Source organism: Sphingobacterium alkalisoli, assembly GCF_005049105.1.
Taxonomy (GTDB): Bacteria; Bacteroidota; Bacteroidia; order Sphingobacteriales; family Sphingobacteriaceae; genus Sphingobacterium; species Sphingobacterium alkalisoli.
The window spans coordinates 272,312-296,876 of the sequence record NZ_SUKA01000004.1; the positions used below are offsets into that span (position 1 = coordinate 272,312).

Genomic DNA, 24,565 nt, shown 5'->3' on the forward strand with positions numbered 1-24,565 from the left:
TTGTTTATTTATGGTCTATAAGGTCCATTTGTAACTCATGTCTTTTATCTTGCCAAAGCCTTCGTAGACCTTTTGTGTAGACTGGTCTATTGTACCGTTTGTTCTGTCTATTTTGACATTGTAGACTTTTCCTTGTTTTGTCGTTTCGTTATAGGTGGCGATATAGACATAGTCGTTCGCACCAAGGGCAGTAAGTTTACGACCATTTATTAAAACGTGATAGAATTTTAAAAATCTAATCGAAGTTACTTGCTCTCCAGTTGGTGCTGTCCATACCTTTTCGCTCTGATTGATCTGGTATCTGTGTGTGTATACAGCGTTATTAGCACCATACAATATGTAGGCACCTGTTGATGATGCCGCCATTGCGGTCATGGATGTGATTTCCGGGGCGGCGGTTATATCATATTTCCTCTGTGCGAATGCACTTGCTGTCGGCGCCATAAAGTTTGCTGTCAACAAATAGGTGTTGGTCGGGTTGCTCATAATGAGGTATTCAAATGCTCCAGGTGTATTCGGAAAACCGTAGTCAGCAGCTTTTAAGTCGAGGCCGACATTGCTCGGGTCCCACTCGGCGGTCGGAGAGGTTTGTACGGGTATCTCCGATAAGGATACAGAATTTTGAGTCGAATACAGGAACTTTTTATTTGTTTTGTCATAAACTACAGCATCGAAACCTTGTGCTATATTTTTTGGCCCCCAAGATTCTAGTTCACCGTAATTTCCGTACAAAGAAGTTCCAAAGGGCACTGTTCTAGACAGGGCATTAACCCTGTTGAAGTTGGCAATATGCACTTTGTTGTCGTTGATGATTATCTCTTTACTTCCGATATTAATCGCCGTAAATCCTTTAATGGAACGAGTGGTAGGTGCATCAGTAAAAAGATCCTCAAAAGATAGTAATCTTTCAAAATTGGTGTATCCGAATGCCTGTATGTCTTTTTCTGATGCGACGATGACCTCCCTTGAGTTTAAAGCTGCTGCTGAGTGTAAAAAAGCAACAGGTTTGCCTGCTAACGCCGCGCCATTTGTGTTTTTTATCAGGTCAGTAAATATTGTAGTTTTTATAGCACCGAGTTGACTGCGGGCATCGGTGATAAGGCCAACATCAGTGTTTCCATCTTTCTCATATAAGACCATCCATCCATCAGCGATAGACTCACTAACGGCTACCGTAAATTTCTGATAGGTCTCGACTTTTGTCTTCGTGTTTTTAACGGTCAATAGGAGGTTCCAACTACCCTGAGGTTTGGTAATGGGTTTTTCGAGGATGAAATCACTTGATATGGTGTCGCGGCTATGTACCGTGCCACCAGTTAACGTTTGGTATACACTCCAGTTAAATGTATACTCATCTGCTAACGATGCAAAGTCTGTGACCACTTCGTTGTTGATAATTAGTTTAGGTGTTATTTTCAGTATGTCATAGCGTTCTACAGCATAAGTCGGCTGGATGCCTGCTTTGGACGTGTCTATTACGACGGCATCCAATGCTATATAATCATAATTACCTTTGTCTTTATAACAACCTATTAGGGCTCCTAAACTTAAGGTCAAAATAAGCAACTGTTTTATATATCTTTTCATGGTTTTATCATCTGTGTGTTACGGGAAAATAACTTCGTTTTCATTCTCATCTCTATAAGGTTCACCGTTATTCTGTGCCTTATATTCCAATAGCCATTTTTTGCACTTATCTACAATCGCGATAGCTTCTGCTACAGATAAGGCTTCGGTGTCTTCCTGTGTTACAGCATTGTTCATGGTAATAACTCGAAAATCTGTTCGACCACTTTGTTGGATTAAAAGAGAATGCTTGGTAAGGCTATATGTGCCAAAGTATCGCCACAATGGACCATAATATAGAGGAGCAACATCCCATTGGTCCGGCTTACTAATGCCATTCTGAAGGATCACGGTAAGCGTACTCAATTCTTTGATACCTGTTTTTATCGCTCCGCCTGCTTTCAACCTAAATCTAAGTTTGCCTGCCTTGTCTTTGAATTCATTATAGACTTCAGGTTTGTCAAAGTAAATCGGGAATCTTCCTTGGTATTCGCCAGCCTTTATGGTATATTTTCCAAAGGAGAAGTAAACCAAGTCAATGTCGCCATCTATGGCTTCCAGTTCAAAATCTACATCATGATCTAATGGGTATGACAACAATCTGTAATGGAAGATCAAAGAGTCTCTACCGGGCAGCATATGCGAAAAGTTAAATGATACACTATCTTGCGGAATAGTCGAAGACCCTAACCAAATGTTGATGTCCGTTTGCTCTTTATCAAAGAACAAATCTCCACTTTTTTCACAGCTAGTCATTAGAACTACCAATACTAGTATTAAATTTCTATATATTTTCATGATGTTTCGTTATCTGTTTGGTACTCTGTTCGCTGCTTCAAACTCCGCATCTGGCAAGGGGAAAGTATATCCTTGACTTGTAATCAAGTTGGCATCTGTATTGGCGATGAGTTCTTGATTTATTCGTTTGTAGTAAAAAAACAATTGGCCTTCCGCTAAGAATTCTTTTCGGAATTCACTTGTCATTAAAGATCTGAAGTTATCCAAAGTCGTAAGGGCAAAGATTCCTTTAGCAGTGCGTACTTTATTTATATTTGTTAGCGGGTCTATTCCATCGTTATTATCACATTCGGCAAGAATAAAATACATTTCGCTTATTTTTATCAGCGGGATCTTTTCGCGGTAATATTCTGGATTAGTAATCCCTTGCACTTCCGCAGGTTCGCTATATTTTAGACTATACTTTTGGGTTGCATTGCCTCCAGTTCCGTCGGCCAATAGATAAATGTACCGATAATCGTTTGACTTGATGTCTGCACCAAAGTAGTTATCTGCCACTGTGCTGCTAAGTGAAAAAATAGGTCCTGTTCCCTGCGACGTCAGATGGTCTATCGATCGTTGATGCAGGTCGTTGATCTGCAGGGCGAAGATATGCTCAGGTGCTCCTGACAAGTCTACAAGATCACTTACATGCTGTTGTGACGAAAATGGAAACTTTTGGACGTCTACCACACTTTGGGCCTCAAGTCGTGCATTGACATAATCGCCTTTGTATAGGTATATTCTCGCCAGTAAGGCTTTTACAGCATAATAGTTCATATGCACCTGCCTATTGATTAGGTAGCCGTTGTCATCAATCTCATTGATCGTGCGTCCAGTATAGATTGGGTCAGTTTTCAACAGTTCTTTCGCCAGAATTAAATCTTCCATCGCTTTATTGACAATCTCATCTACAGTATGTTGTTTCGTCTGGTTGGATGTGTACAGCGTGACGTACGGAATGGATGCTTGCGACGAGTTAACTGCATAGCTCAATCCAAAGCAACGGACCAAATCAAAATGTAGGAATGCTCTTAAAGCTAGTGCTTCTCCTTTGATAATAGTATAATTGTTACCGGTGAATACATTGTTATTGTCAATGTTGTCGAGCAGCATGTTGGCATTGCTTATGGCCTTGTACATATTGCTCCATACGGCATCAATACGGCCACGGGACAAGGAGGATAGGTAGTTATATGTCGCATCATCATTATAGCTGGGCGAAAACCCTGTCCATTCATGTGACAGGACACCCATCATACCATAGGTCATTTCTCGACCATAGAGTGCTCGGTCTGTCATAATCGTATAGATGCCTGCTAAAGCTTCTTTAAAGCCTGCTTCGGTTTCAAAAAGCTCGTTCGCTTTGATTTGGGTTTTTGGTTGGACATCCAGCCATTTTTCGCAGGAGAGATTGACGCTGCTGATTAGAATCCCAAGTGCTATATAGGTTATTTTTTTGCTTTTCATGATTAAAACGCTGTTTGTAGGGTGAATGAAAATGTTCGCGCAAATGGATAATCCGTACCACGCTCGTTGCGTACCGTGGACAGGACAAAAGCTTCAGACACAAAAACACCCACTTTCAAGTTTTTCAAGTAGTACTTGGATATGTTTTTCCATTTGAAGTCGTAGTACGCATTCACTGACGCGAGTGTTAGATCAGATTTTTTCTGTAAGAAACGTGATGTAGGGTTTGTTTTCGTAGGGCTGGTCGTAATTCTTTTGAAAAAAGCTTGATTTCCAGGCTCCAACCAGGTGTCATATAGGACGCGGGTGTCTACATTGTGCGCTATGTTAACATTTTCTACCCGTGTTATCAAAGTAGAATTATAGTAATCTTCGCCAATCGTATAACGGAACGAAGTACTTAGTCCCCAGCCTTTATACTCCATGTTGAACCCGAAATTTCCGCGTAACTTTGGATCGGTAACACCAACGGCTATCTGATCGTCAGCACTCCATGTATACGTTTGACTACCATCTTTTTTTACAAAAACTTCTCTTCCCGTAGAGGGGTCGATCCCTCTTGAGGGGACAGCCCAGATAGCACTTGTGGATTGGCCTTCTTCGTATCTAATTTTAGGCAAGAAAATAGGGTTGTCTGTATCTAATCCTTCTGCATCCTGATCTTTATTGGTCTGTTTTAGTGCGTCTGATATTTTTAACAACTTATTTTTGTTGCTTGAAAATGCAGTAAAGATCGAGAAGTAGGATTGCTTTTGTGGATTAGAATAAAGCATGTAGTTTAAAGAACCCTCGTAGCCGATATTCTGTACCTGACCTAAGTTTTCTTTAAAAGAAAAGAAACCTGTTGACGGAGGTAGTGTAAGATCCGTTAATAGATTGTTAGTATGGCTAATGTAATAGTCAAAACGTGCATTAAGTCGGTTAAATAATTTAAGATCGGTCCCAAGATTATAATCGAGTTTTTCCTGCCATTTTAAGTTTTCATTTGCTAATGCCTGGAGATATGCCCCTGAAATATTATCGTATGTACTTTGGCTAAAGAAACTATACGTAGCCATAGCTTGGTAAGGGTTGAAATTTTGACTTCCTGTTGAGCCTACTGAGCCGCGTAATTTCCATTGATTGATAATCTTGTTGTTCTTTAGAAATTCTTCATGATGAATATTCCAGCCAAGTCCTAACGACCAGAAGTTTCCCCACCGGTTGTCCGCTCCAAATACAGAGGAAGCGTTTGTTCTATAACTTAGGTCAGCGAGATATTTGTTATCATAGGAATAGTTACCAAAAGATACAATGCCGATTTCCCTTTTAAGACTTTCGGATCCCGAAGGAACGCCATTTGCGGCATATTGCTTAGCAAAAGTGATGAAATCTGCTCGATTGCTTAAAAAGCCTTGGGCTGACATGCCATGTGACTGGTTTTGAAAAGCAGCAATATTAAGACCTCCATTTAACAAGATTTGATGTTTGCCAAACTGCTTAGAATAGTTAGCAAAGAGATCGGAGCTTAGTGATGTACTCCTTCCGTCGCCTATGTAATAAGATCCGCGATTAAAGAAATTCTCTCCGGTCATCAGTGCAAAACTGGTATGGTCACCTGGTAGGAAATTCTCCGTATTGTCTCCATTAAATGTAAAACCTAGTCGTGCAGTAAGTCTTAATTCTCTGGTCGTCTGCCATTCTGCATAAAAATTTTCGGTGATCTCATTGTATCTGGAGAAATTTTTAGTGTTAAGCTGTGCGTTATAAAGGGGATTAAAGTAGTTTGTGGTGTTAGAATTAGTTCCAGTGCCTGTTGCGTATGTGCCCAATAGTTTGGCTATATTCCCGTACTCATCATATGGAGAATAATAAGGATTTAATGCGGTGTATTCTGAAAAGCTTCCGTACGGAGAATTGTTGGACTTATTAAAAGTGACGTTAAGGATGTTCCGAAAGTTGAATTTACCGCTACGGTAAGAAAGATTGATGGATCCACCCATGTTTTCTCTATTAGAGCCCTTCATAACTCCGGTGACATTATTATAGGTAAAGTCCAGACCGTAACGTAATTCTTGTGTACCGCCTTCTAACATTAATGTGTGTTTGTTCCCGAGTCCGACGCGTAAAGGTTGAGAAAGCCAATAGGTGTCTACACCTTTTTCGATATTTGCTAATATAGCGTTGTACTGTTCGTTGTGAAATTGTTGTGTGACGGGTTGAGCAGATGTGTACCGTCCTGCATTTTTTTCAATCTGCAGTTTTTCTCGTGCATTTGCTAAACTATATGATGTAAGGTCGGGCGCTTCTAAATTGAAGTTAGCATTGTAGGAGACGCGCATACTGCCTTGCGGAGGAACGATAGTCTCTATAATTAAAACGCCATTTGCTGCTTTGGCACCGTAAATAGCTTTTGCCGCGGCATCCCTTAAAATGGTGACGGATGCAATACGGTTCATGTCCAGGTCAAATATTTTCTGGAGATTTGCTTCAAAACCATCAAGAATAAAAAGGGGTTCATTGGGATTTCCGGAATACTCGCCGCGGATATCATCAAGACCGGTCTGTCCGCGCAATTGAATATCTGGTAACATATTCGGATTAGATCCCATCGATAGGTTTTCCATCAATACAAAGGAAGGGTCCAGATTCTGTAAGCTTTGTAAGACATTCTTGTTGCCTACTCGGAGTAGTTCCTCTTTCGTAAATGTGGATGAACTACCCGTAAAACTTTCTTTTGATCGATTTCCATATCCGGTCACCACAACCTCTTCAATCTGATCGGTCGTTTCTTCCAATTTAATAATCAAAGGCAATTTGGTGTCCTTGGATAGTTTTATTTCTTGGGTTTTGTACCCAATCGCGGAGATAGCTAATGTTTCATCCTGTTTTTGGGGAGAAAGTATAAATTCACCAACCCGGTTTGTGGTCGTGATATTTTGTTTGTCTTCTTTGATCGATACAGTGACCCCGCTAAGCGGCTTATGGTCACTGCCGACAACCCGACCGATTACTTTAGGGATAGACTGCACTTGGGTAGCGGGGACTTGTGCCATCGTGGCCTTTGGAATGCATAGTGTACCCAACAGCGCAAAGGCCAAGAAGCTGGTTTTAAAGTTTAACGTGTTTTTGTGTTTCATTACTTAAATTAGGTTAAGTTAAGTTAATTCGAAGGAGCTGGGTTAATAAGCCTTGCCATTCTAACGTACATTTAGTGGTGGCTTTCCGTGCAAAGGCAAGCCTGGATAGTTTTTACTTCAGAAGCCTGTATGTCTGCTGTGAGAGATGAAGGGTAAATCTTCATTCTTGCTCGTAGACAGAACGCAATGATAGCATTGCTAACATTGCATATATTCTACTGAACTATTTAATATTGTAGTTAGTTAAAACAGATTTTTACTTTGTTGTCTTGAAAAGAATAAGTAAATGCCATCTTTTCCGACATATCGTCTAACAAATCATGGATGGAAATCTTTTTAAACTTTGCAGTATATGTCTTATCCGCGTCACCGTTACTACATAACTCTAAGATAATTCCATATTCTTTGCGAAAGATATAAGCCAATTGTTGAAAAGCTGCTTCAGAAACATTGACATCGAATACAAGTTGATTGGAGTCAATTTTTTGAATAAGTCGTGCTATTGCAGCCTCATTAATTTTAGCTTTCGTCAACACGCTAGATTTAATTGTAGCCTCTTTGATTTGTTGATTTGTCGTGTCTGCCTGAGCTATTAAAGCTTTAGTTTGGTGTCGTTCTTTCTTTTTTTCATGTTGTACAGTTTTAGGGTGAAAATTACGTGCTGTATCAGACACAACTGTTGGGGTGGTGGCAAGAGAACTGGCCGTTGGCACCGGCTCTTGTACACTTGCAACCTGTTTTTTTGTAAAAATCGGTTGTGGTGTCTGATGGGTCGAAAGAAGCTGGTGACCGCCATAAGTCAGAAGCAGTAAAGCTGCTATGCTGGCGGCTTTCCACAGTAACCTACTTTTGGATTTTCGGCGCTCTATGCGATACGAAAACTCCTTCGTCTGAACATGTTCTTGCCATTCCTCTACCAGAAAGTTCTCAAAAGTTATTTTGTTGCTAGGATCCAATAGCCAATCTTCCACAGTGTTTTTCTCTATATCTGTGCTAGTTTGTTCAAAATATCTTTTTAAAACTTCTTTTTCCACGTTTTTGTGCTGAAACTATATACTATACAATCATGCTTGTGTTTGCACCTAAGGTAAATTTTATTTTTTTAATGAAATAGGGTGTATACAAATATAAAACCAAGACTTTTCAGTATTTTTTTTATGTATGCAGAGGAGTTGTTGATATGATTTTCCACCGTACTCTTACTTATACCTAGCTTTTCGGATATTTCTTGGTTGCTGTAGCCTTTTATTCTGCTCAATTCGTACACTTCTCTTCTTTTTTCTGGCAAATTGTTTAATATTTTGTACAAAACCTCTGTCAACTCATTGCTGTCGGTGGTAGTTTCTTTCTCCTGCAAATAGGTAATGTGATCCTGATGCTTTCTTCTAATGACCTGATGCTTTATTTTATTGTAGATGTCATTTTTAGCAATGGTGATAAGATAATTCTTGAAAGAAGTATCCGGATTGATACGTTCTTTCTGTTCCCATATCTTTAAAAAAGATTGCTGAATCACATCGTGAACATCTTCTGTTGGAAGTTGTAGGCCGGATAAAAAGCTGGATAAAATAGGCGAATATTTCTTGAACAGAATCAAAAAGGCATTTTCATCACCAGCTATTAACCTCATGACGATTGCTCTTTCTTGCTGTAGACTCTGTTCCATTTGTTCGACAATTATTATACGTAATGTTTGTAATAGTATGAATAACTATGATTACATTAATTAGACTACAAATCTAGTAGATTTTAATTTAGATTTTACATTTTTTTCAAATATCATGAATTCAGTTTTTTATAGCAAATAAAACTCGTCATTTTTTGTGGGGCGATTTTTGAAATGGCAAGACTATATTATCCGACTAGAGATCATTAGCCAAGAGTATCCTTTCCTCCTCTTGTGAAATCTTACTGATTAGATACCGTTTGATATCAGTTATTTTCATTTCGTGCAAGGCGCGGATAAGATCAATTTTACGCGAACCTTTATTCTCCCTTGAAGTTTTATCTCATTTGGTTTTATCCCTATCATCTTACAATTGTTTTAGTTGCTCAAGCTGGATTAGCCTAACATTATCGCCGGGAAATATTCTTATTATTCAGGTTACTACTACGGACATTCTTTTGATGATTGCGCACGTTATCTATTCCCTCATAGAAGCGATGTTGATAAACTGATGATAGGTTCGTTTTGCTCTATCGGAAGCGGAGCCAGTTTTATCAGGCATTAGTTACCACAGATTTACCCCTTATACAATAGTAGGTGAAAATCCTGCAAAACTCATAAAAAAGAGAGTTGCAGCGGATGAAATTGAAACGCTCTTAGAAATTGAATGTTAGAACTGGAAAGAAAAATTATTTTATCTAATTGACGTATCTGGAAAAAACCTTTACAATCGAATTCTATCTCTAATTTTACATTTGTGAAAGAAAAACAGTGACTTTAGTTAAGAGACTAAGACAGACATATTACTTAAATCTTCCACTGGCAACATGAACTGTCGCAAAGTATTTTTTTAAAATAGCAGCGTAGTTTTTCCGTAACTTGTCTAAGTTTGTAAAACAAGGATGTAATATTGATGATAAAATAAAGGAATGAACATTAGCAAATTATTTTTTGTAGCCTTATTATCGACGCTCTTTGCTAAACCTGCTTCTACCGAAGCACAACAAGCTATAACGTCGAAGCTAACCACTGGCTTTCAGCAATTCATAAATCAACCAAATCTTAAGAATGGAATAGCTTCGATGTATGTGTTGGATGCTAAAAATGGAAACGTTGTATTTGAAAAAAACAGCCAGATAGGCTTGCCAACAGCTTCGACCTTAAAAGTGATTACCTCTGTTACCGCGTTAGACATTTTGGGACCAGAATACACTTATCAAACTACACTCTATTATACGGGGGAGATTGATAGTCTTGGTATATTGCATGGTGATATCGTGATCCAGGGATCTGGCGACCCTACGTTGGGAAGCGACCGTTACCCGGAGCAGCGTGAAGAACAGGTATTAGCCAAATGGAGTCGCGCAATCAGGGATGCGGGAATACAACAGATCAATGGACGAATCATCGGCGACGATCGGCTGTATGTAGGAAACGACATTCCGGGAGGATGGATCTGGACTGATATTGGAAATTATTATGGAGCAGGCATTTCTGCGCTGAATTGGAGAGAAAACAAAACAGGGATAAACTTTAAGCCTTCCACCATAGGTAGCCCCGCTCCCGTTTCCGATATAATAGCTGATATTTCGTATTTATCGATAGTTAATCAGGTCACAACCGGAGCAAAAGGATCGGGTGATAATGTGTATGCTTACTCGGCTCCCTACTCCGAAAAAATATACCTAAGAGGATCCTATGGGCAAGATTTAAAAAAAACAATTGAAATATCTATTCCCGACCCAGCATATGATGTAGCACATCAATTGCATCGCCGCATTTCAGCGGATGGAATTGCAATTTTTGAAAACCCTACGACTGGCCAACGACTGATTGAACAGGACTCGGTATTTCCGTTGAAAACGAAAGATCTTAATATCCATCAGTCACCCAAATTGATAGATATTGTATACTGGTTCAACCAAAAAAGCATCAACCTATACGGGGAAGCGTTATTAAAAAGTATAGGATACTTTACAGGTAATAAAACTACGACATCTGGAGGTGCAACCTACGTCAAAAAGTATTGGAACCAAAAACTTAGGATTCAGGAACAGGAATTGGACATCAAGGACGGATCAGGCCTGTCTCCTCAAAATAATGTGACTACAGCCGCTATGACCGGCATCATGCAGTATGCTGTTTCAAGACCTTGGTACTTGAATTTTGTCAAAGCTTTGCCTACTTATAATCAGATGACTATGAAGAGTGGTACTATTGGGGGTACACTGGGTTATACGGGCTACCATACGGCAAAGGATGGGAAGACGTATACATTTACGTTATTGGTTTACAACTATAATGGTGGTGCGGCAAAAATGCGGCAAAACATGTTTAACGTACTGGATAATTTAAAATAAACTTTCGTCTTTACATAAATAGAATCATACATTTGTAGCCTCGTATCGAAAATAAACACTGAAAAATGAGTAACATCAATAGAAAAAAGGATGCCTTAAATTACCATTCTATGGGGCGTCCTGGTAAAATAGCGGTCGTACCGACGAAACCGTACAATTCACAAAGAGACTTATCTTTGGCATACTCTCCAGGAGTAGCAGAACCCTGTCTAGCTATTGCAGAAAACAGCGAAGATGCTTATAAATACACGGCTAAGGGAAATTTAGTAGCGGTCATCAGTAATGGTACAGCTGTTTTAGGATTAGGCGATATAGGTGCACAGGCCGGAAAGCCGGTAATGGAAGGAAAGGGTTTATTGTTCAAAATATTCGCAGATATTGATGTATTTGACATTGAACTAGACACAAAAAACGTAGATGATTTTGTAAACATCGTAAAAGCGATGGAGCCCACTTTCGGAGGTATAAATTTAGAAGATATAAAGGCTCCGGAGTGTTTTGAAATCGAACGACGATTAAAAGCAGAGATGAAAATCCCTGTAATGCATGATGATCAACACGGTACTGCTATTATTTCAGGCGCTGCGCTAATCAACTCCTGCGAGCTACAGAACAAAAACATTGCCGATGTAAAAATAGTGATCAACGGAGCAGGTGCGGCGGCCATTTCCTGTACGGCGATGTACGTTTCAGTAGGTGCAAAAAAGGAAAACATCATTATGCTAGATAGCAAAGGTGTTATTCGGTCGGATCGTGACAACTTAGACGCAACGAAGGCAGAATGGGCTACAGACCTTGACATCCATACCTTAGCAGATGCTGTTAAAGGTAGCGATGTATTTATTGGTCTGTCGAAAGCAGATGTCTTAACGCCAGAAATGCTCAATACGATGGCTCCAAGCCCTATCGTACTCGCAATGGCCAATCCAAACCCGGAGATATCCTATGATTTGGCTGTGGCTACACGCGAAGATATCATTATGGGGACAGGTCGATCGGATTATCCCAATCAGGTAAACAATGTACTGGGATTCCCTTATATTTTTAGAGGTGCATTGGACGTACGCGCTACGTCGATCAACGAAGAAATGAAAATCGCTGCCGTACACGCTATTGCAAATTTGGCAAAGCAGAATGTACCGGAAGAAGTTAACCAGGCGTATAACACGAGTAATCTTCGCTTCGGCAAGGATTATGTCATTCCAAAGCCTACAGATCCACGTTTAATAACGGAAGTATCCATTGCGGTAGCTAAGGCTGCTATTGATTCTGGAGTTGCGCGTAAGAATATCGAAGATTGGGACGTTTACAAAGAAGAGCTTCGCAAACGTCTTGGAAAAGATGATCGCATCATGCGTAACATGATCGATAAGGCAAAAAGCAATCCACAACGCGTTGTGTTTGCAGAAGCCGACAACTACAAGACACTTCGTGCCGCACAAATTGTTAAAGAAGAAGGTATTGCCATCCCCATCTTACTCGGTAATAAAGAGAAAATAAACAGTCTGATTAACGAGTATAGTTTAGAAATTGGCTCGGTGGACATTATTGATCCGCAAGAAGAAAGAAACTCTGAAAGATACGAGAAATTCGCAAATCACCTCTATGCCAAACGCCAACGTAGAGGCGTAACGAAAAGCGAGGCGTCAAAGCTAATTACGAATCGGAATTATTTTGCGGCTAGTATGGTTGAATTTGGTGAAGCTGATACGTTAATTTCAGGATTAACGCGAAATTATGCGACTACTATTAAACCCGCATTGCAAGTAATTGGCGCAAAAGAAGGAAGCCGTCTTGTGGGAATGTATATGATGCTTACAGAAAAAGGCCCGCTATTTTTAGGCGATACCACTGTAAATACCGATCCTACGGCGCAGGAGCTGGCTGAGATTGCAGTTTTGTTGAATACAGCTGTAAAAAGATTCAACATCAAACCACGTCTAGCTATGTTATCTTATTCTAACTTCGGATCTAACGATGGTCCTACCGCTAATAAGGTTAGAGAGGCGGTAAAAATATTGCACAAAGAAAACCCCGAAATCACTGTAGATGGGGATCTGCAAGCAAACTTTGCACTTAACAACGATCTTTTAACGTCGAATTTCCCTTTTAGCACCTTAGTTGGCGAGGCGGCCAATACGTTGATTTTCCCTAGTTTAGAATCAGGAAATATTGCTTATAAACTTTTACAAGAAGTAGGTAATGCAGAGGCTGTAGGCCCGATTTTATTAGGGATGAACAAACCTATCCATGTACTTCAAATGGATAGTTCGGTACGCGAAATTGTTAATATGGTTACTATTGCAGTCGTAGAAGCACAATCTTGTAACACATCTAATTAATATTCGATGTACGATTATTTAAATGGCAAACTGGTATTTAAAGCGCCCACTCACATTATATTAGATGTGGGTGGGATCGGATACCATATACACATCTCCTTGACCACCTTCGCACTTATTAAGGAGCAAGAGAATTGCAAATTATACATCTCTTTTCAAGTACGGGAAGACGCCCATACCCTTTACGGATTTGCAACCGAAGCAGAACGACAACTATTCAATCATCTGATCTCCGTATCGGGTATTGGTCCAAATACAGGCCGTATGATACTTTCTTCGATAACACCTGAAGAAATCCAATCCGCAATCATCAACGGACAGGTAGCTATTATCCAGAAAATAAAAGGAATAGGTCCTAAAACAGCGCAACGCGTAATCTTAGAACTTCAGGATAAGCTAAAAAAGGAGGGATCAGATACGCTTTTACAGTTCCGATCAAACAGACCTTCCGTGCCTGAAGAGGCGCTGACGGCTCTGGTTATGTTAGGCTTTGCTAGACCCCAAGCGGAAAAAGTATTAAATACCATTACCCTAGCTGAACCCGACCTAACCGTTGAAGCTCTTATCAAATCTGCGCTAAAAAAACTGTAGTCCAAATTCTACCATATCGAAATTTTAGCATTTTTTAACACTTCTTATCTATAACGAGATGCTTATTGATTGCGATTGTTAATAAAAACTATGATATTTGTCATTATTAATCTAATTTTTAAGCAAAAAAAGTTTTAGCCATTCCTTTTGAAAAAATATAGTTTCATAGCACAATGCCTCGTTTTTGTTTGCGCCCTCCTATACGTAGGTTTTGCGCAGACTATTACATCGGCAGGATCTATTGAAGACAACGCATCTGATAGTACAAAACTTAAATACCAGTTCCAGGATAATCCTTTTATCAAACTCCCCAAATCTTATCGCCCGATTTCCTTAGGACAACCTTCTAGCATAGAACGGGAAATTATTTTTGATCCAGAAACCAAGCAGTATATCATTCGTGAGAAAATCGGATCCAAGCTGTATAGACCGCCACTTTATTTAACTATTGACGAGTACAGCAAGTATGAATTCAATAGATTACAAAAAAATTACTGGGAGGAATTGGCTGATAAAGAGTTAGCAGAAGAGAGGCGTCGACGTCTTTTTCCGGTAATAGAAATCAATAGCCCTACTTTCGAAAAGATATTTGGTGGAAATACTATCGACATCAGCCCTCGTGGAAGTGCTGATATTACCTTAATGGGCCAATACAACACAAATCAGAACCCGATGTTCAATGAGCGCCAACGAAAACAATGGGGTTTTGATTTTGATCAAAATATCAACTTAAACCTCACAGGGCGCATAGGCGAACGCGTACAGGTAAATGCGAATTTTAATTCACAGGCTCAATTTGGTTTTGAAAATCAGGTACGATTTGATTATGTGGCTAAAGATGATGATATCTTACGCAGATTAGAAATCGGGAATGTAAGTATGCCACTTAATTCTACCTTAATCCAGGGTTCGGAGTCGTTATTTGGTATTAAAGCACAGCTGCAGTTTGGTAAGTTAACGTTTACGGGACTACTTTCGCAGCAGCGCTCTCACCAGAAAGAATTCACGATTACAAATGGAAGCCGTGACAGTGAGTTTGTCTTAGAAATGGATAATTACGAGGCTAATCAACATTTCTTTTTAGGTCAATATTTTCGAGATACATACAACCGATCATTAGCGTTATCTCCTATAATAAATACGCCGGTAAATATTACCCAAATAGAGGTGTGGACTAGTAATCGATCAAATTCTTTCGAAGAATCTCGGGACATCATGGCATTGATGGATCTGGGAGAATACACACCGTACAATAGCCTAATTGCTCGAGGAGGTCAACCGCTTCCATCTACTGGCATCCCTGGGGAACCGGCTCCCTCTGTTTCCAATAATTTATTGTCCCTTCTTGGTGAAAACGGCCGCCAATCAAACGGTAATTTCACACAAAGCTTTTTTGCTTCCACAGGAGCTAACGACAACTATGTTAAACTCACCTACGCACGAAAATTAGTGGAAGGAAGAGATTTTACCGTCAACAGGAGACTTGGTTATATTTCTCTGGTATACCCACTTAATCAAGATCAGGTGTTGGCTGTAGCCTATAAGTATCTGGCTAATGGTATAGAATATCAAGTAGGTGAATTTAGCACCGATATTCCTGTAACGCCTTCAGAACCAAAAATGCTTTATACCAAGCTCCTAAAAAATGAAACGATCAAAACAAATCTCCCTACTTGGGATTTGATGATGAAAAACGTTTATTCATTGGGGGCGAACAATATTTCCAGCACAAATTTTCATGTTCAGATCTACCGTACGGAAGATGAAACAGGAGCACAAAGGCCTGCGCTATATGAAGGCGTAAATACTATTGATAAAACTTGGTTACAATTGACCGGACTAGACCGTTTAGATCAGCAACAGGCGGCTGGGGCCGATGGGCTAATGGACTTTTTAGAAAACATCACTATCGAACCGGTGCGTGGAAAATTAATCTTCCCGCTCTTAGAGCCCTTTGGCAAAGACTTGGCTAGCCAATTTACGTCAGGCGAGACCCAACTAGCAGAAAAGTATACTTTCCCGGAGCTGTATACGATGACCCAGATGGATGCACAGCAAAAACACCCCAATAAGAATCGTTATCTATTAAAAGGCAGGTATAGTTCTACAGGCGGAAGTGCAGAGTATCAATTAGGCGCGATGAACCTTAGACCAAACTCTGTGAGAGTGATGTCTGGCGGTGCGGTATTAGAAGAGGGAATAGACTATAATATAGACTATCAAATTGGTAATCTTCGAATCTTGAACCAAGCTCTTCTTCTGTCGGGTCAACCGATCTCGATTTCCATGGAAGATGAGACATTATATGGACTACAACAAAAAACATTAATGGGGGGCCGCTTTGATTACGCATTGAATCCAAATATACACATCGGTGCGACCGTCATGAATCTAACCGAAAAGCCGCTTACCGAAAAAGTGACTATTGGTCAAGAACCTATTTCAAACACCATGCTGGGAGCAGACTTCACGTATAATGCACCTTCCAGATGGCTTACACGTTTAGTTGATAAGTTACCTTTTTTAAGTACCAAGGAAGAATCTCATATCAGCTTTTACGGAGAGTTTGCACAGCTAATACCCGGGCATCCTCGGGGTCTGAACACAGCGGACAACAATACCGGTACCACATACATTGACAACTTTGAAAATAGTGTTTCGTATATCGATATCAAGGGATATTTAGGTTGGCAAGTATCAGGGACACCTCGCATGTTTGCGGAATCCAATCTAAATAACGACTTACGCTACGGCTACAATAGATCACATCTCACATTTTACAATATTGATCCAGTATTTTACCAACCTTCAGATCTTAATCCAAGATTAACACCCAATATGTTGTCCGACCATCGTGTCAGAAAAGTAACCGAGCAAGAAGTATTTCCATTTAGGAACAGTAGGACAGGTTCGGATGTATATCTATCTACGTTGGATCTGACCTATTACCCCATGTTACGTGGCCAATACAATTATACCACTTCGGGAGTGAATAGCGATGGTACTTTAAGTAATCCAGAAAGTCGTTGGGGTGGTATGTTTAGAAAAATTGACCAAACTGATTTTGAAGCTCAGAATATTGAATTCTTAGAGATGTGGATAATGGATCCCACGCTTACTAATCCCAACAAAGTCGGTGGTGACATTTATATTAATCTGGGAAACATCTCTGAAGACATCTTAAAAGATGGTCGAAAATCATTAGAAAACGGTCTTTCTCCAACGGGTGATAAAAGTCAGATCGAACAGACCGTCTGGGGTAATGTTATAAAAAACCAACCTGTTGTTCAGGCATTCGAAAATAGCAACGAGAGTAGATTGTTACAAGATATTGGATTAGACGGATTGACTAATGAGGAAGAACGATCTTTTCACAACAATTTCCTTAGTCAACTACAAGGCGTATTAAATCCTACGGCTTTTGCTTCGTTACGAGATGACCCCTCAACAGATGATTACACCTATTTCCGTGGAGATCATTTTGATCAAAGTGTCGGCATATTAGAACGGTACAAGCGGTACAACGGTACACAAGGAAATACCCGTACGAATGACCAATCGTTGGCAGACTTTGGCGTGGAAACCTCAGCGAGTACTTTATTACCCGACGGCGAAGATGTAAATCGCGACAACACGATGAACGAGGTGGATGAATATTACCAATATAAATTATCCATTCGTCCGCAAGATATGGTGGTTGGTCAAAACTATATTGTAGATGAGCAAACTACGTCAGTAACGTTAGCTAATTCACTAAAATCTGATGTAAAATGGTATAAAATCCGTATCCCACTTAATGAATTCGAAAGTAGACACGGAGATATTCAGGATTTTAAATCCGTTCGTTTCGTTCGGATGTTTATGACCAATTTTGCTGATACTTCTGTTGTTCGATTTGGCAGATTACAATTTGTACGGGGGGACTGGCGTAAATATAACAGTGAAAATGTCGCCGACAAAGTTATCGCCGACTATTCAATGGGCGTGGTCGCTTCCGACAATTCAACATTCAATGTGGCGAATGTAAGTATTGAAGAAAATGGCAAGAGAGAACCTATTCCATATAAGGTCCCGCCGGGCATTAATCGGCAAATAGACTGGTCTAATAATAATCTTGATGTGGAGCTCAATGAACAAGCATTGAGTTTAGATGTTAAAAATTTGAGAGATGGATATGGTAGGGCGACATACAAAACGGCGTCTCACGATTTCCGACCTTATGGTCGCTTAGAAATGTTTATCCATGCAGAGGGTGAAAATCTAAATAACGGTGATTTCAGGGCATTCGTTCGTCTCGGTACGGACGATAAATACAATTACTACGAATACGATATGCCCCTCATTCTTACCCCATATGGTACTACGTCCGCAGATTTAATTTGGCCGATGGAAAACCGCATGAACATCAAAATTAACTTGCTAAAAGATGCTAAATTGGCACGTGAAAAGGCGACGCTCAATGGTCAGCCTTGGCCGTTGGATGTTCCTTTTGAATATGCCGATGGTGAAAATAGAATTACCGTTATTGGAACGCCAGATCTGTCTAAAGTACGATTCTATATGATGGGGGTTCGTAACCCGCTTCGTGGAACATCAACGAGTAGTGATCTGGACGATGGTAGAGATTTGGCTGGTGAATTTTGGTTTAACGAACTCCGTCTCACTGACTTTGATGATAAAGGAGGATGGGCAGCTACGGCTCGTATTAACTTGAAATTGGCTGATTTTGCTAATGTATCGGTCTCCGGAACAAAATCAACGGTAGGTTTTGGTTCAATCTATCAACGGGTAGGTGAAAGAAATCGATCTGAGGACACCTATTTTGATATTACGACCAATGCAGAGTTGGGAAAATTCTTTCACCCGAGACATGGCATCGTTATCCCCTTCTATTTTAACTATTCAAATCAACGATCAACTCCAGAATACAATCCATTGAACCCGGATATCGAATTAAATAGCGCTTTAGCTACGATGTCAAATAACAGTAGAGACTCATTGTTACGTCTGGTACAGGATTATACGATGCGCAAAAGCTTTAGTTTTACAAATGTTCGTAAGATTAAAACAAATAATGAATCATTGATTAGACCTTGGAGCATCGAAAACTTTGGGCTCTCTTATGCATATGCGGAATACAACCACCGGGACTACAATACGGCTACTTCTATTCAAAGGAACTATAGAGGTGCATTAGATTATAATTATAGTAATCCGAATGTTAATTTCTATGAGCCATTCAAGAGTATAAAGAATAAAAACTTAGCACTCATTAAAGATTTGAGTTTCAACTTAGTGCCTTCCTTGTTAAACTTTCGACTGGAAGTCAACAGAATTTACAATGAAAATACGCTGAGAGATAATTCTTCTAATAATTTACTGCCGACTTATTACAACAAAAACTTCAACATGAACCGTATTTATGGTATCAGTTGGGATTTAACAAAATCATTACGGCTGGATTTCAATGCGACAAACTACTCGATCATTGATGAACCCGCGGGACGTATTGATGGTATTAAACAAGATACTATGTGGTCTAATTTCTGGAAAATGGGTAGAACGACAGACTATAACCACATGATGAACTTGACCTACACCTTACCAATTAATAAAATCCCCTATCTGGAATGGGTCAATGTGATAACAAGGTATGGTACACAATTTAATTGGCAAAGCGAGCCACTTCTGGCATTACAAAGTGATCAGATTAGTTTAGGAAACAGCATTCAAAACAACAGAACTATTCAGGTAAATCCAACATTAGCTTTTTCAGCACTGTATAATAAATTCGGGTTTATCCGACGAAATTCGGGTAGAAATGCAAAAGGTAGTACCGCATTTTTTGTCCAATTATTAACCTCGATACGAAATTTGGGTGGAGCTTACACCCGGATAGAAGGCACTTACTTACCTGGCTATACACCGAATACTAATTTATTAGGCTATAATTTTGATGCAAATGCTCCAGGCTGGGGATTTCTACTGGGTAGCCAGCGCGATATACTGTCGAGGGCTGTCGCCAACGGATGGATATCTTCCGATACACTGCAGACCAATTTATATACGAAGACGTTCGCTGAAAATATTTCCGCTATTGCTAATTTAGAACCCCTTAAAGGACTGCGGATAGATCTTACCGCAACACGGGTCGATAACTATAATTTCTCCTCTACTACAGCTTTAGAATACAACCCACAAAGTGGAACATTAGAACCCACGACTCCATACCGGACCGGTAATTATAGCATCTCTCAGATCGCGATACATACCTCATTCATTAGTCATAATGAGTTATTTAGAAAATTTGAGGAACAGCGCCTGATCGTTTCAAACAGATTGTCCGAACAGAATATAAATTCTGTGAAGGGAGATCCCGCATTTTATGCCGACGGATATGGTGAAGCACAACAAGATGTTGTGGTCAACTCATTCCTATCTACCTACTTAGGAAAGAATCCTGAGGAGAGTAGTATCGATCGGAAACCGCGCTTTCCACTTCCGAACTGGCGCATTTCCTATAACGGATTATCGAATATCGTCGCACTTCAAGATCTTTTTACCTCAATAAATCTATCGCATGCATACCAGTCGCAATATGTCATCGCGGGATATAATTCGGTTATTCGCTACGTCGAAAACGACGGTGCCCCGTCGGAAAGAGATATCAATGGCAATTTTCTACCAAAAAATTTATATGGACAGGTATCCATAATTGATCGGTTCATTCCATTAATAGGCGTGGACGTCCGTCTCAAAAACAATATGTCTGCAAATGCAGAATACAGAAAGTCCAGAGACATGAACTTTAGCTTACAGAACAGCCAAATGGCGATGATGAGCGAAGAATCTATTGTATTTGGAATGGGCTACCGAAAGAACAATGTACAGCTTCCATTTGGTTTATTTGCCGATCGAAAATGGAAAAACGATTTTAACTTTAAACTGGATTTTGCTTTGAACGATCGGAAAACTGTCGTTTACAGATCGGATATTAATGAAGCCGAAGTATCAGGTGGAAACAAAAGCGTTAGTATAAACCCTACTTTGGAATATACAGTCAATCAGTTTTACAACATCAGATTGTTCTATAATTCAAACTCTGTAAAACCCTACACATCCCAGAACTATGCTACTTCTTATACGTACTTCGGCGTAAATCTTCGGGTAATATTTCAATAATTTACAATTAACGCTATTCGTTCTAATTTTCTTACTACTTTTGCCCAAGAAATTTAGAACGAATTGGATATGGCTGAAGATCTTAATATCGTAAGTGGAAGTAAAGCGGATCAATACGACGCCTTATTTCCTCAAATAAAGGCTCTCTTGGATGGGGAACATGACCTCATTGCAAATCTGGCAAACGTCGCTGCGGCGCTAAAAGAACAATTTGATTTTTTTTGGATAGGATTTTATCTGGTTAAAGATGAGCAGCTCGTGCTGGGGCCTTTTCAAGGCCCAGTAGCCTGTACGCGGATCCGCTATAACAAGGGTGTTTGCGGAACAGCATGGGCTCAAGAGAAAAGTTTGATTGTACCTAATGTAGACGAATTCCCCGGACACATCGCTTGCAATTCGTTATCCAAATCCGAAATAGTAATTCCTCTTTACAAAAACAAGCAGATAATAGGTGTTTTAGATGTGGATAGCAGTAAATTGGATGATTTTGATCACATTGATGAAGTGAAATTAACACAGATTCTGTCATTGATATAGTTAGAGATATAGGATTAATCTTAAAAAAAACTGTTAGTAAAAACGAAGGATTTTCTTAATCAATTTTTATGCGCCTCTGTCGCCGGAGCAGGGGCGACTTCTTTTTTTATAAAAAGAAGGAAAAAATCATCGCTGTACCCATTTGCCAGAATGGCTAATGCGTCCTCCTGCAGTTGGCAAATGGCTAAGGCGATATTTATCCAATTTGTAAGGCTGGTGCTTTTTCTCGATATTATTTTATACTTCTCAGCTGAATTAAAAAGACGACCTAGGTCGATGTAGCGTTAAGTAAGCTTTTGGATTTGCGTTTAAAACAGATCCACAAAGCGAAGTGGCTTGGAGCTGTTTAGTAAATCCAAAAGCTTTTAGCGTAGCATTGACCAAGTCTTGACTTTTTTTGCTTCGTTTTTTTGGTCAAGCAAAAAAACCTCGAAGAGGCTCTTGAATGCCTTTGAAAACTAAATATTAATGAAAAAATGACGGCCCTGTCGTGGCAACGACGGAAAGGTAAAGCGAGGGATAAAAAAGGGTTTAAAAAAAGGTTCGTGTTGATATCAACCACCCTTACTAAAAAAATAAACCGCACCAAAGGCAATTTGCTTAATCGTAAATATTTAATATACACTAACTAACAGTCCAAATTTTAATCAGCTTATCGTCTCCTGCAGTAACCAAATTCTGTGCGATTTTATCGAAGTAAACCGAATTAATAGAAAGCATATGTGAATCATAACCCCTATCCTTTGACACATTACGAAGCAAATTTAATTCTGTGTTCCAAACTTTAATGGTCTTGTCCCGGCTTACCGTAACAAGTCTTGAAGATGGGGGCAAGGTTGCAATCCCATACACAGTAAACATATGCGGTATGATATGATTTATAGTTTCCAAGTGAGTATTTAGTTGAAAGAGTTTAGCGTCTCTGCCACCAGAATAGAGATCTTGACGGAAATAAGTAAGACTTGTAATACCACCGTCATGAACCTGTTTTTTTTCTATGCAATTATAATCCAAAGAATCGGCTATATATATAACACCATTTTTGTCTCCAAAAGCTATTCTACTTTCATCTTCGGAAATAGAAAATGTCCGAACTGTAACTTTTGAAATCGAAAAACAATAAAGTAATGCAAAATCCTTCAAATTCCAAACATAGACCTTCCCTTCCTCACCTGTGGCGATAAGCTCTTGTTTACCCCTAAGCGATTTAACACAAAACACGGCTCCTGCTTCGACTTTCAACTTTGTTAGCAATTCCTGTTTCGTAAAATCAACAATATAGATTTCTCCATTACGCATGCCTATAGCAAGATAATTTGTATCAGGAATATGATATAAGGTATAAACAGAAGCAGGTACAGTACATAAAATTCGTCCAAACTTCATCTCATTCAGGTCCCACTCTACAACGCCCTTATCATTTCCGCCTGAAAAAAGAAGGGACCTCTCTGGTATCCCTTCCAACGCAAAAATTGGATTCTGATGTCCAGGTAATGTCTTTTTTAAAATTAGTTTACTCATAATAAAACCTTCATGACGCAGTAGGCAAATGTACGAATAGGTAGATCCGCGAATAAACGAATAAGTTACTGATGTCTATTCTCCAAGTTCTTCGCTATAGTTTCCAAACTTATACCTTTCTCACGTAATAATACCAGAAGGTGAAAAATCAAATCTGAAGTTTCATTGATAAAATCTAGATCAGATTCTGTCAAAGCTGCTATCACGGTCTCTACTGCTTCTTCTCCTACCTTCTGTGCTATTTTATTAATACCTCTCCCTCGTAGCCTGTTTACATATGATTCATCGGAAGGAAATTCATAACGTTGGAGTATTATACTTTCTAATTCAGCAATAAAATTTTGATTAAATTCTGTATTAAAACAACTGCGAGTCCCCGTATGACAGGTCGGTCCCTGAGGCTGCGCCTTAATAAGAATCGTGTCCTTGTCACAATCGACATGATAACTTTTCACATGTAAAAAATTACCACTCTCCTCGCCTTTCGTCCACAACCTTTCTTTACTTCTTGAGTAGAAAGTAACTTTTTTCTCCTCTTGCGTTTTCTGCCAGGCTTCGTCATTCATATAGCCCAACATTAGCACTTCCAGGGTTTGAAAGTCCTGAACGATTACGGGAATTAATCCGTTTCCTTTTTCAAAATCTACCATTACTCTTTTTTATCTTTGATCTGATCCAACATCATCGGACAGCAATTCCTTGATTTTTTAGCGTTTCTTTCAACTCCGGAATCCGTATTTCACCATAATGGAATACGGATGCAGCTAACGCAGCATCCACATTCGAATGTTGAAATACATCGGCAAAATGTTGCTGATTGCCGGCACCACCGGAGGCAATTAATGGGATACGAATCTGATCATTTATCTTTTTTAGCAGTGAAATATCAAATCCATTCTTCGTTCCATCGTGATCCATTGAAGTCAATAGAATTTCGCCTGCCCCTCTATTTTCCGCTTCTTTTATCCAATGCTCCGTCTCGATATCCGTCTTGTCACGTCCACCACGCAGATGCACATAATTCATTCCTTCGATTAATCGGGTATCTACTGCCACGACGACAAACTGCGTTCCGAAAGCATCTGCCAACTGGTTAATCAACTCGGGGTTACGAACTGCTGCAGAATTGATAGATATTTTATCCGCACCAGCATTTAGCAGTACTTCTGCATCAGCCATTTCGTTGATTCCCCCACCAATTGTAAAAGGAATATTTATCTGACGAGCCACAGCTTTTACAAGATCGATCGTCGTTTTACGCCTTTCGTGTGTAGCTGTAATGTCCAAGAAAACAAGCTCATCGGCCCCCTGTTCAGAATATTGCCAAGCCAACTCTACAGGATCTCCCGCATCTCGTAGGTCAACAAAGTTAACTCCTTTCACGGTACGTCCATCCTTAACATCTAGACAGGGTATGATGCGTTTTGCTAACAT

General features: G+C 39.7%; 14 protein-coding genes and 1 pseudogene. 6 read left to right on the forward strand and 9 right to left on the reverse strand.

The features are described from left to right. Nucleotides 1–15: 15 nt before the first annotated feature. The 6 genes from FAZ19_RS14285 to FAZ19_RS14310 form a co-directional block, all read right to left on the reverse strand. Nucleotides 16–1,587 carry a PKD-like family lipoprotein gene (locus FAZ19_RS14285; RefSeq protein ID WP_136821427.1) on the reverse strand — a complete coding sequence of 524 codons (1,572 nt, stop codon included), beginning with the start codon at nt 1,585–1,587 and terminating at the stop codon, nt 16–18. Nucleotides 1,588–1,605: 18 nt separating this feature from the next. Further along, nucleotides 1,606–2,364, reverse strand: a complete 759-nt coding sequence (locus FAZ19_RS14290) for a DUF4843 domain-containing protein (protein WP_136821428.1) — start codon at nt 2,362–2,364, stop codon at nt 1,606–1,608. A gap of 9 nt (nt 2,365–2,373) precedes the next feature. Further along, on the reverse strand, nt 2,374–3,813 hold the full coding sequence (locus tag FAZ19_RS14295) for a RagB/SusD family nutrient uptake outer membrane protein (protein WP_136821429.1): 1,440 nt from the start codon (nt 3,811–3,813) through the stop codon (nt 2,374–2,376). Nucleotides 3,814–3,815: 2 nt separating this feature from the next. After that, entirely contained in the window at nt 3,816–6,932 is a 3,117-nt protein-coding gene (locus tag FAZ19_RS14300; RefSeq protein WP_136821430.1) for a SusC/RagA family TonB-linked outer membrane protein, read from the reverse strand. 239 nt (nt 6,933–7,171) lie between these two features. Next, entirely contained in the window at nt 7,172–7,966 is a 795-nt protein-coding gene (locus tag FAZ19_RS14305) for a hypothetical protein (protein WP_136821431.1), read from the reverse strand. A gap of 68 nt (nt 7,967–8,034) precedes the next feature. Beyond that, nucleotides 8,035–8,598 (reverse strand): RNA polymerase sigma-70 factor, encoded by a 564-nt coding sequence (locus FAZ19_RS14310; RefSeq protein ID WP_136821432.1) that lies wholly within the window; start codon nt 8,596–8,598, stop codon nt 8,035–8,037. Between the two features lie 400 nt (nt 8,599–8,998). Between FAZ19_RS14310 and FAZ19_RS24500 the strand changes: the two are divergent. From FAZ19_RS24500 to FAZ19_RS14340, 6 genes and pseudogenes are all read left to right on the forward strand, one after another. Continuing rightward, nucleotides 8,999–9,154, forward strand: a pseudogene (locus FAZ19_RS24500) (type B chloramphenicol O-acetyltransferase); the annotation flags it as partial. Between the two features lie 373 nt (nt 9,155–9,527). Then, the gene (dacB, locus tag FAZ19_RS14320) at nt 9,528–10,958 is read left to right on the forward strand and encodes a D-alanyl-D-alanine carboxypeptidase/D-alanyl-D-alanine endopeptidase (RefSeq protein WP_136821433.1); all 1,431 of its coding nucleotides are present in this window, start codon (nt 9,528–9,530) and stop codon (nt 10,956–10,958) included. Nucleotides 10,959–11,023: 65 nt separating this feature from the next. Then, on the forward strand, nt 11,024–13,300 hold the full coding sequence (locus FAZ19_RS14325) for an NADP-dependent malic enzyme (protein ID WP_136821434.1): 2,277 nt from the start codon (nt 11,024–11,026) through the stop codon (nt 13,298–13,300). 6 nt (nt 13,301–13,306) lie between these two features. Continuing rightward, complete coding sequence (gene ruvA, locus FAZ19_RS14330) at nt 13,307–13,891, forward strand: Holliday junction branch migration protein RuvA (RefSeq protein ID WP_136821435.1); 585 nt, start codon at nt 13,307–13,309, stop codon at nt 13,889–13,891. Nucleotides 13,892–14,038: 147 nt separating this feature from the next. After that, complete coding sequence (gene sov, locus FAZ19_RS14335; protein ID WP_229707593.1) at nt 14,039–21,073, forward strand: T9SS outer membrane translocon Sov/SprA; 7,035 nt, start codon at nt 14,039–14,041, stop codon at nt 21,071–21,073. A gap of 69 nt (nt 21,074–21,142) precedes the next feature. Then, entirely contained in the window at nt 21,143–21,610 is a 468-nt protein-coding gene (locus FAZ19_RS14340) for a GAF domain-containing protein (RefSeq protein ID WP_136821436.1), read from the forward strand. A 624-nt stretch (nt 21,611–22,234) separates the two neighbouring features. On the opposite strand, the gene FAZ19_RS14345 is transcribed toward FAZ19_RS14340, so the two are convergent. From FAZ19_RS14345 to hisF, 3 genes are all read right to left on the reverse strand, one after another. Next, entirely contained in the window at nt 22,235–23,131 is an 897-nt protein-coding gene (locus FAZ19_RS14345) for a WD40 repeat domain-containing protein (protein WP_136821437.1), read from the reverse strand. Nucleotides 23,132–23,196: 65 nt separating this feature from the next. Next, a complete protein-coding gene (hisIE, locus tag FAZ19_RS14350) occupies nt 23,197–23,781 on the reverse strand; it encodes a bifunctional phosphoribosyl-AMP cyclohydrolase/phosphoribosyl-ATP diphosphatase HisIE (protein ID WP_136821438.1) in 585 nt (194 codons plus the stop codon). A 31-nt stretch (nt 23,782–23,812) separates the two neighbouring features. Then, nucleotides 23,813–24,565 (reverse strand): imidazole glycerol phosphate synthase subunit HisF, encoded by a 753-nt coding sequence (gene hisF / locus FAZ19_RS14355; RefSeq protein ID WP_136821439.1) that lies wholly within the window; start codon nt 24,563–24,565, stop codon nt 23,813–23,815.